The sequence below is a fragment of the Paracoccus indicus genome (genome assembly GCF_003056335.1).
Taxonomy (GTDB): domain Bacteria; phylum Pseudomonadota; class Alphaproteobacteria; order Rhodobacterales; family Rhodobacteraceae; genus Paracoccus; species Paracoccus indicus.
This window is the reverse complement of sequence record NZ_PYWA01000013.1, coordinates 12,211-29,624: the sequence shown is the minus strand read 5'-3', so window position 1 is coordinate 29,624 and position 17,414 is coordinate 12,211. Positions and strand designations below refer to the sequence as shown.

The 17,414-nt window shown below is 64.5% G+C and carries 16 protein-coding genes, 1 tRNA gene and 1 rRNA gene; 9 read left to right on the top strand and 9 right to left on the bottom strand.

The features are described from left to right. The 7 genes from rrf to DDE75_RS16545 all read left to right on the top strand — a co-directional run. Positions 1 to 108: ribosomal RNA gene (gene rrf / locus DDE75_RS16575) — 5S ribosomal RNA — on the top strand; the annotation flags it as partial. A 60-nt stretch (positions 109 to 168) separates the two neighbouring features. Next, positions 169 to 245 (top strand) — tRNA-Met (locus tag DDE75_RS16570). Positions 246 to 495: 250 nt separating this feature from the next. Next, complete coding sequence (locus DDE75_RS16565) at positions 496 to 2,097, top strand: ABC transporter substrate-binding protein (protein ID WP_108503498.1); 1,602 nt, start codon at positions 496 to 498, stop codon at positions 2,095 to 2,097. Between the two features lie 72 nt (positions 2,098 to 2,169). Then, positions 2,170 to 3,177, top strand: a complete 1,008-nt coding sequence (locus tag DDE75_RS16560; protein ID WP_108503497.1) for an ABC transporter permease subunit — start codon at positions 2,170 to 2,172, stop codon at positions 3,175 to 3,177. Continuing rightward, positions 3,174 to 4,076 carry an ABC transporter permease subunit gene (locus DDE75_RS16555; RefSeq protein ID WP_108503496.1) on the top strand — a complete coding sequence of 301 codons (903 nt, stop codon included), beginning with the start codon at positions 3,174 to 3,176 and terminating at the stop codon, positions 4,074 to 4,076. The genes DDE75_RS16560 and DDE75_RS16555 overlap by 4 nt, the downstream gene beginning before the upstream one ends. 3 nt (positions 4,077 to 4,079) lie before the next feature. Then, the gene (locus DDE75_RS16550) at positions 4,080 to 4,919 is read left to right on the top strand and encodes an ABC transporter ATP-binding protein (protein WP_108503495.1); all 840 of its coding nucleotides are present in this window, start codon (positions 4,080 to 4,082) and stop codon (positions 4,917 to 4,919) included. After that, positions 4,916 to 5,761 (top strand): dipeptide ABC transporter ATP-binding protein, encoded by an 846-nt coding sequence (locus tag DDE75_RS16545; protein WP_108503494.1) that lies wholly within the window; start codon positions 4,916 to 4,918, stop codon positions 5,759 to 5,761. Before DDE75_RS16550 ends, DDE75_RS16545 begins: the two co-directional genes overlap by 4 nt. A 36-nt stretch (positions 5,762 to 5,797) precedes the next feature. Here the strand turns inward: DDE75_RS16545 and rsgA are convergent, their stop codons facing one another. The 5 genes from rsgA to DDE75_RS16520 all read right to left on the bottom strand — a co-directional run bounded on the left by rsgA (position 5,798) and on the right by DDE75_RS16520 (position 11,603). Beyond that, positions 5,798 to 6,817, bottom strand: a complete 1,020-nt coding sequence (gene rsgA / locus DDE75_RS16540) for a ribosome small subunit-dependent GTPase A (protein ID WP_108503493.1) — start codon at positions 6,815 to 6,817, stop codon at positions 5,798 to 5,800. An 84-nt stretch (positions 6,818 to 6,901) separates the two neighbouring features. Beyond that, positions 6,902 to 7,507, bottom strand: coding sequence for a response regulator transcription factor (locus DDE75_RS16535; protein WP_108503492.1), 606 nt, complete (start codon positions 7,505 to 7,507; stop codon positions 6,902 to 6,904). 41 nt (positions 7,508 to 7,548) lie between these two features. Then, positions 7,549 to 10,104 (bottom strand): ATP-binding protein, encoded by a 2,556-nt coding sequence (locus DDE75_RS16530; protein WP_108503491.1) that lies wholly within the window; start codon positions 10,102 to 10,104, stop codon positions 7,549 to 7,551. A 9-nt stretch (positions 10,105 to 10,113) separates the two neighbouring features. After that, complete coding sequence (locus DDE75_RS16525) at positions 10,114 to 10,599, bottom strand: putative pterin-binding protein (RefSeq protein ID WP_245894783.1); 486 nt, start codon at positions 10,597 to 10,599, stop codon at positions 10,114 to 10,116. Positions 10,600 to 10,724: 125 nt separating this feature from the next. Continuing rightward, complete coding sequence (locus tag DDE75_RS16520) at positions 10,725 to 11,603, bottom strand: helix-turn-helix domain-containing protein (RefSeq protein WP_108503500.1); 879 nt, start codon at positions 11,601 to 11,603, stop codon at positions 10,725 to 10,727. A gap of 118 nt (positions 11,604 to 11,721) precedes the next feature. Between DDE75_RS16520 and DDE75_RS16515 the strand changes: the two genes are divergently transcribed. Both DDE75_RS16515 and aroE read left to right on the top strand, forming a co-directional pair. Then, positions 11,722 to 13,251 carry a GMC oxidoreductase gene (locus tag DDE75_RS16515; protein ID WP_108503489.1) on the top strand — a complete coding sequence of 510 codons (1,530 nt, stop codon included), beginning with the start codon at positions 11,722 to 11,724 and terminating at the stop codon, positions 13,249 to 13,251. Between the two features lie 30 nt (positions 13,252 to 13,281). Further along, positions 13,282 to 14,124: a shikimate dehydrogenase gene (gene aroE, locus DDE75_RS16510; RefSeq protein WP_108503488.1), complete on the top strand. Its 843-nt coding sequence runs from the start codon at positions 13,282 to 13,284 to the stop codon at positions 14,122 to 14,124. A 9-nt stretch (positions 14,125 to 14,133) separates the two neighbouring features. On the opposite strand, the gene DDE75_RS16505 is transcribed toward aroE, so the two are convergent. The 4 genes from DDE75_RS16505 to DDE75_RS16490 are packed head-to-tail and all read right to left on the bottom strand — an operon-like array spanning position 14,134 to position 17,379. Then, entirely contained in the window at positions 14,134 to 15,036 is a 903-nt protein-coding gene (locus DDE75_RS16505; protein ID WP_108503487.1) for a homocysteine S-methyltransferase family protein, read from the bottom strand. A 24-nt stretch (positions 15,037 to 15,060) separates the two neighbouring features. After that, positions 15,061 to 15,840, bottom strand: coding sequence for an ABC transporter permease (locus DDE75_RS16500; protein WP_211659374.1), 780 nt, complete (start codon positions 15,838 to 15,840; stop codon positions 15,061 to 15,063). Then, positions 15,840 to 16,568 carry an ABC transporter permease gene (locus DDE75_RS16495; protein ID WP_108503485.1) on the bottom strand — a complete coding sequence of 243 codons (729 nt, stop codon included), beginning with the start codon at positions 16,566 to 16,568 and terminating at the stop codon, positions 15,840 to 15,842. The genes DDE75_RS16500 and DDE75_RS16495 overlap by 1 nt, the downstream gene beginning before the upstream one ends. A gap of 37 nt (positions 16,569 to 16,605) precedes the next feature. Further along, positions 16,606 to 17,379: a transporter substrate-binding domain-containing protein gene (locus tag DDE75_RS16490; RefSeq protein WP_108503484.1), complete on the bottom strand. Its 774-nt coding sequence runs from the start codon at positions 17,377 to 17,379 to the stop codon at positions 16,606 to 16,608. Positions 17,380 to 17,414: the final 35 nt, after the last annotated feature.

Here is a 17,414-nt window from a genome sequence, read left to right as displayed (position 1 = left end):
GCCCTAGCGCGAGCAAAACACCCGATCCCATCCCGAACTCGGCCGTTAAGTGCCGCTGCGCCGATGGTACTGCGTCTCAAGACGTGGGAGAGTAGGTCACCGCCAGACCTGGAAAGAGACGCAAATCTCTCTGAAACGATGTCCAATACCCGATCAGGACAAAATTGGCGCGGGGTAGAGCAGCCCGGTAGCTCGTCAGGCTCATAACCTGAAGGTCGCAGGTTCAAATCCTGCCCCCGCAACCAAAACAAGCTACAATAAAAGCCCTCGCCAACCGCGGGGGCTTTCGCATGTCTAGATGCTGGACGATCGCGATCATCGTACTTGACCTCACGTTCACCATTGCAGGTCATGCAAAAATTATACCAGACATCTCTGTAATTGATGGAACGCTGTTCCTGCAGGCTGTATGCCTAGGGAATGATCATCATGGAACCGGCTGAAAAAGCCGGACATGACAACTGAGGTTCAACAGAGACTGGAAGGATTTTTCGCATGAAATATCTCTCGCGCGGCATGATTGCCGTTTCGGCGCTGGCATTGATGACCGTCGCCGCGCAGGCCAAGACCTTCGTCTATTGCTCGGAGGCATCGCCCGAGGGTTTCGACCCCGCGCCCTATACCGCAGGCAGCACCTTCGATGCCTCGGGTCATCCGATCTACAACCGCCTGACCGAATTCAAGAAGGGCACGACCGAGGTCGAGCCGGGTCTGGCCGAAAGCTGGGACGTTTCCGAGGACGGGACCGAATACACCTTCCACCTGCGCCAGGGCGTCAAGTTCCATTCCAACGACAGCTTCACGCCCACCCGCGACTTCAACGCCGATGACGTGATCTTTTCGTATGAACGCCAGGCGGATGCCGATCACCCGTGGCATCAGTATATCGCCGGCGTGACCTATGAATATTACACCTCGATGGCGATGCCCGAGTTGGTGAAGTCGATCGAGAAGGTGGACGACTATACCGTCAAGTTCACGCTCAGCCAGCCCGAGGCGCCGTTCCTAGCCAATATCGCGATGCCCTTCGCATCGATCGTGTCGAAAGAATACGCTGACCAGCTGGAGGCCAAGGGCCGTCAGGAAGACCTGAACAATGCGCCGATCGGCACCGGCCCCTTCAGCTTCCTCGCCTACCAGAAGGACGCGGTGATCCGGTACAAGAAGAACGCCGACTATTGGGGCACCGCACCCAAGATTGACGACCTGATCTTTGCGATCACCCCCGACAGCGCCGTGCGCCTGCAAAAGCTGAAGGCCGGCGAGTGCCACCTGATGCCCTATCCCGCGCCCGCCGACATCGAGGCGATCCGTGCCGACGACAGCCTGAAGCTGGACGAACAGCCCGGCCTGAACGTCGGCTATCTGGCCTATAACACCACCGTGGCGCCCTTCGACAACCCGAAGGTCCGCAAGGCGCTGAACATGGCGATCAACAAGCAGGCCATCGTGGACGCCGTCTTCCAAGGCGCCGCCGAACCCGCCAAGAACCCGATCCCGCCGACCATGTGGTCCTATAACGACGCGATTCAGGACGATCCCTACGACCCCGAGGCATCCAAGAAGATGCTGGAGGAAGAGGGTGTCACCGATCTGTCGATGAACATCTGGGCTATGCCCGTTCAGCGTCCCTATATGCCCAACGCGCGCCGCACGGCAGAGCTGATGCAGGAAGATCTGTCCAAGGTCGGCGTCAGCGCGCAGATCGTGTCCTACGAATGGGGCGAATACCTGTCCAAGTCGATGGAGCCGGGCCGCGACGGCGCCGTGCTGCTGGGATGGACGGGCGACAACGGTGACCCGGACAACTTCCTTTCGGTGCTGCTGTCCTGCGATTCCGCGGGTGATGGTGGTGCGAACCGCGCCTTCTGGTGCAACGAGGAATTCTCGGGGCTGCTGAAGGACGCCAAGACCACCGCCGATCAGGACGAACGCACCGCGCTTTACGAAAAGGCGCAGGAGGTCTTCAAGGATCAGGCACCCTGGTTCACCATCGCGCATTCGACGCAATACGTGCCGATGTCGAACAAGGTCTCGGGCTTCGTCATGAGCCCGCTTGGCGATTACACCTTCGAGACGGTCGATCTGGCCGAGTAATCGCCCCGATCGCTACTCTGCAACCGGACGCGCGGGGCGATTCCCCGCGCGTTCCCTAAGGTAAAAGGGCAAATGGTCCGTTTCATCCTCTCAAAACTGTTGTTCCTGATCCCGACCTTCCTGGGGATCACGATCATCGCGTTCGGCTTCGTGCGCATCCTGCCCGGCGACCCGGTGCTGCTGATGGCCGGCGAACGCGGCGTCACGCCGGAACGGCACGCCGAGCTCAGCGCGCAGCTGGGCTTCGACCGTCCGCTGGTGATGCAATACCTCGAATTCCTGAACCGGCTGTTCCATGGCGACCTCGGCAATTCGCTGGTCACCAAGAAGCCGGTGCTGACCGAATTTCTGGCTCTGTTCCCGGCAACGGTCGAACTGGCCCTTTTCGCCATCATCATCGCCACCGTCATCGGCGTTCCGGTCGGCGTGCTGGCCGCCATCAAGCGCGGCAGCTGGTTCGACCAAGTGTCGATGACCGCCGCGTTGGTGGGCTTTTCGATGCCCATTTTCTGGTGGGGTTTGCTGCTGATCATCTTCTTTTCGGGCATCCTTGGCTGGACCCCCGTCTCGGGCCGGATCGACCTGCTGTATTACTTCCCCGACGCCACCGGCTTCATGCTGATCGACAGCCTGATGTCGGGGCAGGAGGGGGCCTTCACATCCGCCGTCAGCCACCTGATCCTGCCGTCCGTGGTGTTGGCGACGATCCCCTTGGCCGTCATCGCGCGCCAGACCCGTTCGGCCATGCTTGAAGTGATGGGCGAGGATTACGTCCGCACAGCCCGCGCCAAGGGCATGCCGCAGCGGCGCGTCATCGGCGTGCATGCGCTGCGCAACGCGATGATCCCCGTCGTCACCACCATCGGCCTGCAGATCGGCGTGCTGATGGCCGGTGCCATCCTGACCGAGACGATCTTTTCCTGGCCCGGCATCGGCAAATGGATGATCGACAGCATTTCGCGCCGCGATTACCCGGTGGTCCAATCGGGCCTGCTGCTGATTGCGGGCATGGTCATGGTGGTCAACCTGCTGGTCGACCTGACCTATGGCCTCATCAACCCCAGGATCCGTGCATCATGAGCGATACGACCGTCAAACTCTCCGACGCCGCCATCCGCCGCAGGATGCTGGCCGAATTCTGGTTCTACTTCAGCCAGAACCGCGGGGCCGTCGCGGGCCTCGTGGTCTTTGCGCTGCTGGTGGTGGTGGCGATCTTCGCGCCGCTTCTGGCCCCTCATGGCGCGGCGACGCAGTATCGCGACGCGCTGCTGCTGCCCCCCGTCTGGCAAGAGGGCGGCAACAGCCGCTTTCTGCTGGGCACCGATGCGGTCGGGCGGGACATGCTGTCGCGCCTGATCTATGGCGCGCAATATTCGCTGTTCATCGGTATCGTCGTCGTCTCGATCGCCCTTGTCGGGGGCATCATCATCGGGCTGGTCGCGGGCTTCTTCCGGGGCTGGGTCGATGCGATCATCATGCGCGTCATGGACCTGATCCTGGCCTTCCCGTCGCTGCTGCTGGCGCTGGTGCTGGTGGCGGTCTTGGGACCGGGACTGACCAATGCGATGATCGCCATCGCCATCGTCTATCAGCCGCATTTCGCCCGCCTGACCCGCGCCGCCGTCATGGGCGAGATGGAGCGTGAATACGTCACCGCCGCCCGCGTGGCCGGTGCGGGCAACATGCGCTTGATGTTTAAGACCATCCTGCCCAACTGCCTTGCACCGCTGATCGTCCAGGCGACGCTGTCGTTTTCCTCGGCGGTGCTGGATTCCGCGGCGCTTGGCTTTCTGGGCATGGGCGCGCAGCCGCCCACGCCCGAATGGGGCACCATGCTGGCCGAGGCGCGCGAATTCATCCTGCGCGCCTGGTGGGTGGTGACCTTCCCCGGTCTTGCCATCCTGACCTCGGTGCTGGCCATCAACCTGATGGGGGACGGTCTGCGCGACGCCCTCGATCCCAAACTGAAGCGGAGCTGACGAATGGCCATTCTGAACATCCGCAACCTGACCGTCACCTTCGCGACCGCCACCGGCAGCTTCACGGCCGTCAACGGCATCGACGTCCATGTCGACCGGCACGAGGTTCTGGCGATCGTGGGCGAATCCGGGTCGGGCAAATCGGTCTCGATGCTGGCGGTGATGGGGCTTCTGCCCGACACCGCCACCGTCACCGCCGACGAGATGACCTATGACGGGCGCGATCTGCTGAAGATGTCGCCCGCCGAACGGCGCAAGCTGATCGGACGCGAGATCACGATGATCTTCCAGGAACCCGTCGCGTCGTTGAACCCCTCGTTCACGGTCGGTTTCCAGATCGAGGAGGTCCTGCGCATCAACCTGGGCCTGTCGGGGCGCGCCGCCCATGACCGCGCGGTGGAATTGTTCACCGCCGTGGGCATCCCCGACCCCGAGGCCAAGCTGAAGGCCTATCCCCACCAGATGTCGGGCGGGCAATGCCAGCGCGTCATGATCGCCATCGCCATCGCCTCGGAACCTCGCCTGCTGATCGCGGACGAACCGACGACGGCGCTGGACGTGACGATCCAGAAGCAGATCCTGGACCTGCTGATGAAGCTGCAGGAGGATTACGGCATGGCCCTGATCCTGATCACCCATGACATGGGTGTCGTGGCCGAAACCGCCGACCGGGTCGTGGTGCAATACAAGGGCCGCAAGATGGAGGAGGCCGACGTGCTGTCCCTGTTCGAGGCCCCGCAAAGCCCCTATACGCGGGCGCTGCTGTCGGCCCTGCCGGAACATGCGACGGGCGACCGCCTGCCGACCGTGTCCGACTTTTTCCAAGAGGAGCCCGTGCGATGACCCCCGTAGTCGAAGGCCGTGCCATCACCCGCGATTACCACGCGGCGGGTGGCATGTTTTCCAAGGGCAGCACGGTGCGCGCCCTGAAGGGCGTCGACTTTCAGGTGCAGAAGGGCAAGACGCTGGCCATTGTGGGTGAAAGCGGTTCGGGGAAATCCACCCTGGCCCGCATCATCGCGCTGATCGATCCGCCCAGTTCCGGAGAGATCCTGATCGAGGGCAAGCCCGTCGACATCGCGGCCCGCCGCCCCGGCCCCGAGATGCGGTCGAAGGTGCAGATGGTGTTCCAGAACCCCTATGGCAGCCTGAACCCCCGCCAGAAGGTGGGCGATGTGCTGATGGAACCGCTGATCATCAACACCAAGGTTCCCGCCGCCGAACGCCGCGAAAGGGCGCAGGCGATGCTGCAGAAGGTCGGCTTGCAGCCCGAGCATTTCAACCGCTATCCCCATATGTTCTCGGGCGGGCAGCGGCAGCGGATCGCCATTGCGCGGGCGCTGATGCTGAACCCCTCGCTGCTGGTGCTGGATGAACCCGTCTCGGCGCTGGATCTGTCTGTGCAGGCACAGGTGCTGAACCTGCTGGCGGATCTGCAGGATGAACTGGGGCTGACCTATGTCTTCGTCAGCCACGACCTGTCGGTGGTGCGCTATATCGCCGATGACGTGATGGTCATTTCCAAGGGCGAGGCGGTCGAGCAGGGTAGCCGCGAGGAATTGTTCAGCAACCCGCGCCACCCCTATACGCAGCAGCTGTTCGCCGCGACCCCGGCGACCGACCTTGACGCCATCCGCGCCCGGGTGGAACGTCGCAAGGCCGCGCGCTTGGCGGCAGAGGCGTGACCTGATTGTCGCCGCCCTTCGGGGCGGCGGCGCCTTTCAGCGGCGTTTGCCGCCGCGGGGCAGGGTGACGCGATTGTTGCGCGGACCCGTCTGAACCGGCGTGTTGGCGGTGTTTTCCTGATCCAGCTTGCGCCAGCGTTCCAACCGCTCCGCCGAAAGATCGCCCGCCTTGACCGCCGCCTGCACCGCGCAGCCCGGCTCGTGTTCATGGGTGCAGTTGCGAAAGCGGCATTGCGGGGCCAGCTCGGTGATCTCGGCGAAGAGCTGCTCCAGCCCCGATGCGACATCGCTGACGTGCAGCGTGCGCATGCCCGGCGTGTCGATGACCCAGCCTCCGCCAGCGATGGCATGAAGCGACCGCGAGGTCGTCGTGTGACGGCCCTTGGCATCGCTTTCGCGGATGCCGCCGGTCAGCTGCTGCTGGTCCGGCGCCTTGTCGGCCAAAGTGTTCAGCAGCGTCGATTTCCCCACGCCCGAGGATCCGACCAGCGCCACCGTCTGCCCCACGCCACACCAGGGCAGCAGCACGTCCGTGGCATCGGGGTCCTTGGCATTGACCATCACCACCTGCAGCCCGCGCTGCAGTTCCAGCGCCTGATCGCGATAGCTGGCCGGGTCATCGGTCTTGTCGATCTTGGTCAGCACGATGACGGGGGTGGTCCCGGCCTCATTCGCCAGGGCCAGATAGCGTTCCAGCCGCGCCGCATTGAAGTCGTCGTTGCACGAGGTGACGATGAACAGCGTGTCGACATTGGCCGCGATCAGCTGGGGGCCGCGCATGTTCTCGTTCCGGCGGCGCAGCAGGGATGCACGCTCCAACCGGCGTTCGGCGACATGGGTGTCGGGATTGACCAGCACCCAATCACCCACAGCGAAATCATTGGTGGTGACATGGATCGGCAGTTCCAGCCGTATCTGATCCCGACCCGTCTGCGCCGACAGCCGCGACCGATGGACCGAGGCGATGCGCATCGGCACCAGTCCCTGATCCTCGGGGGTGATCTGTTCGTCTTGGAAACCGGTCCAGCCAAGGCCGGCAAGCTGATCGAAGTTCATCTGGGGCACCTGTGTCACACGTCCTGAATGGCCATGCGCGGCACAGGATGCAAGCCTTTCCCGCCGTGGGCGGACAGGGTGGGGTCAGCCCAGCTTTTCCTTGCCGATCAGCGCCGCCTGCGTGCGGTTCGTTGCGCCCAGCTTGCGGCAGAGCGTCTTGACGTGCAGCTTGACCGTCACCTCGGCCAGTTGCAGTTCGTTGGCCATGATCTTGTTGGACTTGCCTTCGCAAAGGCCGCGCAGCACGTCGGTTTCGCGCTTGGTCAGATTGGCGATGGGGTCTTCGGTCTGTTGCTCCATGAAATCATAGGGCACGAAGACCTGACCCGAGGCGATCAGGCGGATCGCGACCCCAAGCGCATTCGCGGGCAGCGTCTTGGGAAGAAATCCGCGCGCCCCCGCCTCGAGCGCCCGCTTGGCGATGCCGGGCGATGCGGTCCCCGAGATCAGGGCGACGGCGGCCTTGGGGGCAAGCTGCATGACGCGCTCCAGCCCTTCAAGCCCATCCATGCCGGGCATGTCGTAATCCAGCAGGATCACGTCGAAGGCCTGATCCTGCTGCGCCTCGATGGCCTCGAGGGCGGATGGCAGGGATGCGACCCCCGTCACATCCGTGAACCCCTGTCCCTGGAGAACAGCGGAAATGGCTTCGCGGACAAGATCGTGGTCGTCGGCAATCAGAAGGCGCATCGTTCAACCCATGCTGTGGCATGCCTGAAGACGGCATATTCTCAGGCGGTGATGCGCAGTGTCGTGCAATCTATCCTTTCGCGCAACAGGGAAGCATCCTTCCGTATCTTTTCGCGCGCCTCCGATGTATCCGCGCCGCGGAAACCCGTTTCCAGCGCGGCCAGGTCCTGGCGCAGACGCTCCTCTCCGATGACGGCGGCGCTGCCCGCCATCTTGTGGGCCAGCCGCGCCAGATCCTCCGACGACATGTCGCTTGGCGCCCGCGACATGAGGTCGAGACCTTCCGCGATCTCGTGCTGAACCCGCGCCAGAAGATCCGAGGCGGCAGCCGCGCCCAGAAGGTCGTGCAATTCGCCGCGTGGTTCGTCGGTCGCGGGTTGTGCGGCGTCCGGAAGATGATCGTGCAGCATGGCCTCCAGCGCGGGACGATCCAGAGGCTTGATCAGCGCGTCGTTCATGCCTGCTTCGCGGAAGCGGGCGATGTCCTCGGGCAGGGCGTGGGCGGTCAGCGCGATGACGGGGGTCGCGACATTCGCGCCCCCGCCCGTGCGAATCCTCTGGGTGGCATCCATCCCGTTCAGGCGCGGCATGCTGATATCCATCAGGATCAGGTCGAATGCCCTTTCCTGAGCCTGCCTTACACCCTCGAGGCCGTCCGCTGCCTCGGTCACGGTGCAGCCATAGGTCTTCAGCATCTCTCGGGCGACAAGGCGGTTGATCTCATTGTCGTCGACCACCAGCACGGCGCTTCCATCGTGGCGGATCTTCGCGCCGGTGGGGGTGGTTTCTCTTGCCGGGGCTGCGTCGTCCGGCTGCGCCGTTTCCAGGGGCAGCGTGACGATGAAGGCGGTGCCTTCGCCCAATTCGCTGACGACGTCGATCTCGCCCCCCATGGCCTCGACCAGGCGCTTGACGATGGCCAGTCCCAATCCGGTCCCTTCGGCCTTGCGGTCGTAGAAGGACCCCAGGGTCACGAATTCGTCGAAGATGCGGTCCAGATCCTCTTCGGCGATGCCGCTGCCCGTATCGCTGACCTGCAGCTCGATCCGTCCCGAATGGCCGATGCGGTCCAGCTGGACGGTGATCAGTCCGTTCTCGGTGAACTTGATGGCATTGCCGACCAGGTTGACCACGATCTGCCGGATCTTGCCCACATCGCCCAGCAGCATCTGTTGATCGGCCCCATGGGCTTCAAATTGCAGGCGGTTGCCACGTTGGGTCGCATTGGCCGACAGGCTTTCCAGCAGATCGCGGATCAGCTCGGCTGGGTCGAAGGCCGTCGGGGTCAGCGTGATTTCCTTTTGGTTCTCGCGCGATGCATCAAGGGCGCTGTTGACGTGCTGCAGCAGCAGCTGCGCGGAATGCTGCATCGCCGACAGATAGCGGCCCTGGGTTTCGGTCAGATCCTCGCGGCGCATCAGGTCCAGCGTGCCGAGGATGCCGTTCAAGGGCGTGCGCATTTCGTGGTTCATCACCGCGATCATGCGGGCCTTGGCGCGCTCGCCTTCCAGCGCGCGGTCGCGCGCCTCGATCAGCTCCGCCTCGGCCTCGACGCGGTTGGTCACGTCGCGGACATAGGCGACCAGCACCTGCCCGTCACGGTCGGCATTGAACGAGACCGAGACCTCGACCGGGATGGTGTGGCCTTTCTTGTGAAGCGCGCGCGATTGGGTGACGCCGAAACTGTTGGCCACCGGCAGGGACTGGCCAAGCCGCATGCGTTCCAGCAGTGCCTGGACCGCCTCCATCCGTTCGGGGGGCGTCAGCAGCTCGCGGATGTCGGCGCCGATGGCTTCGGCGCGGGTATAGCCATAGATGCGCTCGGCTGACGAATTGAAGTTGCGGATGATGCCGTTCTGATCGGCGACGACCACCGCATCGATCGAGGTTTCGAAAAGCGCGTGCAGCCGGTTGCGCGCCCAGGTGATGCTGTCGCGCTGTGCGATGACGGACCCGATGGTGACGAACAGGAACAGCAATCCTCCGGCCAGGATGATGAACAGCAGCAGGATGATGCCGAAGAGTTCGTCCAGGGTGGTCGAGACGACCGAACGCTGCGCATCCGCCGCCTGCGAAAAATGCCTGACGCCTTCCAGCGATATGGTCCGCAGGTCCGGCGTCAACGAATCGAACCGCGCACGCAGTTCGGGTGCCGTCTGCCGAAGGGCGGTGTCCTGCCCATCGATCAGCGGGATGACCGACGTCATTTCGGCCTTCACCCGCCGCAGCGCCTCGGCCACCGATGGTACTTCGCGCAGACCCGCGAAGTTGCGGCCGTATTCGATGGTGTTGATGCGCGAGAAGAGGATGTTGAACCGGTTGCGCAGTTCATCGAGGTCGCTGTCCTCGTCGACCTGCATGGCCAGCGTGGCATTTCGCAGGGCCAGAAGTTCGACCTCGGACTGGGCCAGGAACCACTGCGTGCTGTCGGAATTTGCCGCACCCAGATCCTCGATCTGATCGTGCATGCTGCCGTTGAAATGCCAGATCGTCACGATGGCCGCCAGGACCACCGCAACGAAGGCGCCAAGCGCCATGCGATACCGGTACGAGAGTGACCGGAGCCGCATCAGAGCGACCCACGAACGGGCAGGCATGACCGGTCCCTATTCGGCCAGCGTGATCCGGTCCAACTGCCAGATGCTGCGTGAATAGTTGATCTCGGTCTGGTAATCGACGGACAGATCATAGGGATAGACGATCCAAAGCGGCCCCTTGTCGCGAACGGACATCGTTTCGCCGTTCAGATGATAGGCGATGATGGGGGCAATGTCATCGACCTCGTCCACCGGAATTTCCACCGCGTAGTCGTTGATGGCGGTGGCCATGACGCTGCCTTCGGTGATGCCGGCATCCTCCAGCAGGTCCGACAGCAGCACGCCGGTGAATTCCTGTTCGCCTTCCGTCCAGATGGTCGAGGTCTTGAAGCTGGTCTGCGGCAGGGCCTCCAGCGCGGCCAGATCGTATTCGCGCGATCCGTCCTGCGTGGTGACGGTCATCAGCACGTCGGACATGGGCGAGGCCTGGATCGGGGTGGCGACCAGGGGGATCAGACTGAATGCGGCAATCGCCGCCGATCGAAACAGGTTCATGGCGATATTCCTGAGGAGGGCACTAGGCATGGCTGAATGCCGTCTTATCCCACGCCAGCACCGCCATTGCTAAGTGGCAAAGGTATAAACGACTATGCTTTGGCTTATGTGCGGGCTAATTTTCTTCATCCGATCGCCTGTCGGAACCCCGTCCGATAGCTGCTTGGCGTCATCCCGCGGTGGGCGCGGAACTGGCGTGCGAAATGGGCGGCATCGCTGAAGCCGCAATCGGTGGCGATCAGCCCCATGCTGCGGTCGGTCCGCACCAGCAGCTGGCAGGCCTGCCCAAGCCGCAGCTGGTTGACGTATTGGCTGATCGACATGCGGGTGGAGCGTTTGAAGATGCGCTGCAACTGGCTTTCCGTCAGATTGGCCAGATCGCAAAGCGGGGCCAGCCGCAGCGGCTGACGATAGTTCCGGTGCAGCCAGTCCAGCACGCGCTGCATGCGTTCGCGGTCGCGGGGGATCTGGCTGACGACGATCTCTCCTCCGGCCAGGGGGCGGGCGTCGGGCGCGCGGGCCAGTCGGGCGATGATCGCTTGCAGTTCCAGCACGCGCTCCATATCGGGCAGGGTGCGCAGGGCCAGCATCCGGTCGCGCAAGCCGTCCGAGGTGGCCGCCCCGAAAGCCAGCCCCCGCCGCGCCCGGTCCAGCAGCCCCGCAACGGGGGTCAGTTCGGGCATCAGCCGGGTCAGCCGGCGTGCCCATTCGTCACCGAACCAGCAGACCAGCGCCTGATGCCGGTTGCCCGGGCCGGGTTCGCCCGCCACCAGCGCACTCGATTGCCAGGCGTGCGGCACGTTCGGCGCCAGCAAGACCAGGTCCCCATCGTCATAGGGTTCGATGCTGTCGCCGACAAAGCGCATGCCGCGGCTGTTCAGGGTCAGGGTCAGCTCGAATTCGGGGTGATAGTGCCAGTTGAACGGGAACTCGGGCAGTTGCCGGTCGAACAGCAGCCAGGACTTTCCCTCGGGGATGCCGACCTGTTCGAAGAATGGCTGCATGATGTTTCCGATCGCTGACGGGGTCCGGATATGCGGCAATCGTACAAGAACAGGCCGTCCGGGGGAATGGTGCAAGGCGTGACAGACCCTAGTTTCGGATCAGACCATCGGAGGCTTCATGAATCAGGATATTGCGCCGGATGTGATCATCATCGGGTCGGGCGTCGGCGGCGGGGCCGTGGCTCATCAGCTGGCAGGGACGGGGGCCAGGATCCTGATCCTGGAACGGGGAGACTTCCTGCCGAACGAACCGCAGAATGCCGACCCCGAGGCGGTCTTTGTCCAAGCCCGCTATCGCACAACCGAGGAATGGCAGCACGCCGATGGTCGCCGCTTTCGCCCCGGACAGTATTACCACGTCGGCGGGCATACCAAGTTCTATGGCACCGCGATGTTCCGCCTTCGCGACAGCGATTTCAGCGAGGAGTCCTTCGCGGGCGGCGTTTCCACCGGATGGCCCATCGGCCCCGAGGATCTGCGCGCCCATTACGCCACGGCCGAGCGTCTGTTCGGCGTGCGCGGGCAGGCGGGCGGCGATCCGACCGAGCCTGCCCGCGATCCCTACGACCACGCCCCCGTTCCGCACGAACCCGTCATCGCCGATATGGCCACCCGCCTGCGCCAGCAGGGCATGCGACCCTTCCACATGCCCTCGGCCATCGACTACGGCCCGCAGGGGGCTTGCCAACGCTGCGGGACCTGCGATGCCTTCGCCTGCCGGCTGGATGCCAAGGGCGATGCCGAGACGCGGCTGATCCGCCCCCTGCTGAAGCATCCCGATGTGACGCTCTGGACCGGTGCAAAGGTCACGCGGCTGATCGCCAACGACAGCGACGGCCAGATCACCGGGGTCGAACTGATGCACGGCAACACCCCGCTGCGCATTTCTGCGCCGCTGGTGGTGCTGTCGGCGGGGGCGATCAATTCGGCGCTGATCCTGCTGCGCTCGGCCACGCAGGCGATGCCGCAGGGGCTGGCGAACCGCTCGGGCGTGGTGGGGCGATACCTGATGAACCACCATCTGACCGGGTTGATGGGGGTGCGTCCGTTTGCGACGAACCCGACGCGCTTTCCCAAGACGCTGTCGGTCAACGACTTCTATCACGGGCTGCCCGATGACCCCGATGCGCGGGGCAACTTGCAGATGCTGGGCAACATCAGCGGCGCGATGATCCGCTCGACCTATCCGCAGATGCCGCGGATGATGGCCGACTGGCTGGGGCGGCACAGCATCGACTGGCTGTGCATGTCCGAGGATCTGCCCGACCCCGACAGCCGCGTGCGTCTGTTGCCCGGCGACCGCGTGCAGATCGAATATGCCGCCGGTGGTCGCGAGGGCCACGACCGCTTCGTGCGCCACATGCGGCGCCAGCTGCGCCGCGCGGGCTTTCCGGTCGTCCTGCGCCACAGCTTCGGGATCGAGGCACCCTCGCATCAATGCGGGACGGTGCGGATGGGGGCGGACCCTGCGACCTCGGCGCTGGACCATCTGTGCCGGGCGCATGACCACCCAAATCTGTTCGTCGTCGATGGCGGGTTCTTCCCCTCCAGCGCGGCGGTGAACCCGGCCCTGACCATCGCGGCGCAGGCGCTGCGCGTGGGCGAGCATCTTCGACATCAGTGGCGGCAGATCGCCGCCGCTGCCTGACCACCGACCGAATACCCTGAAGGACATGCCATGAACTTTCTTCTGCCGCTAACCGGCTCGTTCGCCAAGCCCGCCGCCGAGAACCCCACCGTCGCCATGATCGAGGCCGCCTATCGCGACATGGGACTCGATTGGCGCTATGTGAACTGTCAGGTGGATCCGGCCGATCTGGGCGATGCCGTGCGCGGTGCCCGCGCGATGGAGTGGCGCGGCTTCAACTGTTCCATCCCCCACAAGGTCGCGGTGATCGAGCATCTGGACGAATTGGGCACCTCGGCCCGCATCATTGGTGCGGTGAACACCATCGTGCGCGACGGCGACCGGCTGATCGGGGAAAACACCGACGGGCGTGGCTTCGTCAAGGCGTTGCAAGAGGTCTGCGACCCCGAGGGCAAGCGCGTCGTGCTGTTCGGGGCGGGTGGTGCCGCCCGCGCCGTGGGTGTCGAGGTTGCGCTGGCGGGTGCCGCCGAGATCACCATCGTCAACCGCAGCAGGGACCGCGGGCAAGAGGTCGTGGATCTGCTGAACGACAAGACCGATACCAAGGCCAGATATGCCCCGTGGGAGGGGACGTTCAGCGTTCCGGCTGGGACCGACATCGTGATCCACGCGACCTCGGTCGGGCTTTATCCCGATGTCGATGCCATGCCCGACATCGATCTGGACAGCATCACCCCTGACATGGTCGTGGCCGACGGCATCCACAACCCCCCGCTGACGCGCCTCCTGAAGGCCGCGCAGGACAAGGGCTGCAAGACCGCCGACGGGCTGGGAATGCTGGTCCAGCAGGGCGTCATCGGCATCAAGTACTGGACCGGAAAGGATGCCGATCCGGCGGTGATGCGTCAGGCGCTGCTGGACCTGAAGCTTTAGGGCCGCAGATCAGGCATTCCGGTCCAGATGCGCCTTCAGCGCGGTGATATGGGGGGCGTCGATGCCGCAGCAGCCCCCGATGATCGTCGCGCCCGCCGCCAGCCAGCGATCCACCCAAGCGCCATAGCCTTCGGGGTCCAGATCCTTGCGGATGCCGGACAGGACCTCGTTGGCGGCGCCTTCGTCCTCGGCGGTAAAGGCATTGGCATAGACGCCGACCGGGATGTCATGGCCACCGTCGCGGACGACCTGCAGCGCCGCCTCGATCGCGGGCTGCATCGCCTCGGGCATCGAGCAGTTGAACAGCACCGCCTGGGCACCCGCCTCGATGGCCGCCCGGACGGCATCCGCGACGCCTTCGCCCGACCGCAGCACGGGGCTGTCCAGCTGATCGGGCAGTTCGTCGCGCAGAGTATAGGAAATCCACAGCGGCAGATCCGTGCCTTGAACGGCATCGGCGGCGGCGCGGGCCTCGGCGATGCAGCTGAGCGTCTCACCCAGCCACAGGTCGACATGGGGCTTCAGGTTTTCCACCAGCACCGACAGCACCGCCTGCGAGGTGGCGGCGTCGAAGTTCTCGGGCTCGTATGATCCGCCGACGGGGGGCAGGCAGCCCGCCACCCGCACGCCGCTGCCCGTGGCGGCCGCCGCCCGCGCCAGCACGCCCGAGCGTTCGGCCAGCATCGCGCCGTCCTGGTCGAAGCGCGCCTGCCCCAGGTGATAGGGTACCACGGCGTAGCTGTTGGTGGTCACGATCTGAGCACCGGCCGCGACGAAATTCGCATGCGCCTGCTGGACCTTTTCGGGTTCGTTCATCAGGGCCAGTCCCGACCATTCGGGCTGGCGCAGCGTCGCGCCGCAGCGTTCCAGTTCGCGGCTGAGGCCGCCATCGAGCAAGGTGATCTTGGCCATGAGAAAGGCTCCGTTCGTTCGTGTTCAGCGCTGGGTCGGGACGCGGTTTTCCAGCCAGCGCAAGGCAAGGATCAGGATGCCGCTGAGGCACAGATAGACCGCAACCAGCAGCAGCAGGGGTTCATAGGTTAGAAGCGTGGTCTGCCGGATGCGGGTGATGACCGCGTAAAGATCGGTGACTGTGATCGTGGCGACAAGGGGCGTGGACTTCAGCTGCAGGATGATCTCGCCCGCCAGTGTCGGCAGGGCGCGGTGCAGGGCGCGCGGGAACCAGACGCGGCGAAAGACCAGCCAAGGCGACATGCCGACGGCGCGCGCGGCCTCCAACTCGCCATGGGGGACGCCGGTGAAGGCGCCGCGCATCACCTCGCCCTGATAGGCGGCGAAGGATACCGTCAGCGCCAGAAAACCATAGGGCCAGGCCTGCCGCAGATAGGGCCAGGCCCAGGAATCGCGGATTTCGGGGAATTGGGCAAACAGCGCGCCCAGCCCGAAATAGAACAGCCACAGCTGCAACAGCAGGGGCGTGCCACGGATGACCGTGCAGAAGCCAAGCGACAGCCAGCGAAGGGGCGCCGGTCCCATCACCTGAAACAGCGCCAAGGGCAGGGCCAGTGCAAAGCCCACGACAACGCTGCCCGCCAGCATCGCCAGCGTCATCAACAGCCCGTCCCAGAGGCGCGGCAGGTTCGCGGGCAGCCAGTCCCATTGCATGGTCAGCGCCATGGCGGTCAGCCCGGCCAGCGCCAGTGCCGCCATGATCAGGCGGTGCGGCATCATCATCGGGGTCAGGATATTGCGCATCATCGGGCCTGATGGGCGGCGATCAGCCCGCGGCGGGCGCGGACCTCGTATCGGCGCAGGATCACGTTCGAGACCAGCGTCAGCATCAGGTAAAGCGCCCCCGCCGACAGGAAGAACAGGAAATAGGCCCGCGTCGAGGAGGCCGCCTGCCGCGTCACCTGCGTCAATTCGCTGAAGCCGATGACGGCCAGCAGCGCGGTGTCCTTGGTGGCGATCATCCACAGGTTGGCCATGCCGGGGATGGCATGGGGTGTCATGGCGGGCAGGGTGACGCGGCGCATGACCTTCAAGGGCGACATGCCGAAGGCCTGTGCGGCCTCGATCTGGCCATGGGGGACGGCGCGGATGGCGCCGCGGATCACCTCGGTCGCATAGCCGCCTTGGACCAGCCCGATGACGAGGATGCCCGCTGCCAGCCCGTCGACCTCGATGCCCGCGAAACCCATGCTTTGGGCCGCGCGGTTCAGCAGATCAGTGCCGACGTAATAGAACAGCAGCATCAGCACCAGTTCGGGAACGGCGCGGATGACGGTGGTATAGACCTGCGCCAGATCGCGCATCACCAGCCCGCCGTAAAGCTTCGCGCTGGCCCCCAGGATGCCGATGACGATGCCCATGGCATAGCCCCCCGCCGCCAGCTGGATCGACCGCCAGAAGCCCTGCAGCAGCGCGCCACCCCATCCGGGGGCGTCCAGCGCCAGAAGGCTGAAATCGATCGACTGGAACATGGGGCGGGGGTCCTTTCGCGGGTCCGGTCAGGGTCGATCAGTCGCCGTAGATGTCGACGGTGAAGTACTTCTGCGTGATCTGGTCGTAGGTGCCGTCCTCACGGATTTCGGCCAGGGCCTTGTTCACGCGGGCCAGCAGCTCGGTATCCTCCTGGCGCAGACCGGCACCGGCGCCATAGCCCAGGACCTCGGGGTCGGGTTCGACGGCGCCCTTGTATTCGCAGCAGGCCTGACCGGCTTCGGATTCGGCAAAGGGCTGCATGGCCAGCGTGTCGCCGATGACCGCGTCCAGACGACCGGCTGCAAGGTCCTGCAGTTCCTCGTCCAGGTTCTGATAGATGCGGATCGCACCGGCGGTATCGGCGTAATACTTGTTGGCATAGACCTCCTGGATCGAGCCCGACTGCGCACCCACGAAGGCACCGCTGACGCCCTCGGCGGTCGGTTCGATGTCCGAGCCCTTCTGCGTCATCAGCCCGGTCGGCGCGGCGTAATACTTGTCCGAGAATGCGATCTGTTCGGCCCGCGCGGGGGTGATCGTCATCGACCCCATGATCATGTCGATCTTGCCGGTGGTCAGCGCCGGGATGATGCCGTCCCACGCGATGGGGGTGACGACGCATTCGGCCTCGATCCGGGTGCAGATCTCGTTCATCAGATCGATTTCCCAGCCCGACCAGCTGCCGCTGGCATCGGGGGTGAAGAAGGGCGGATAGGGTTCGGCAGACACGCCGACCTTCAGGGTTTCGGCCATGACCGGACCCGCCAGACCAAGTGCCGCGACGGCGGCGAGGGTGAGTTTGCTGAACATGGGAAATCCTTCCAGATATTGGCGAAATTGGCAGC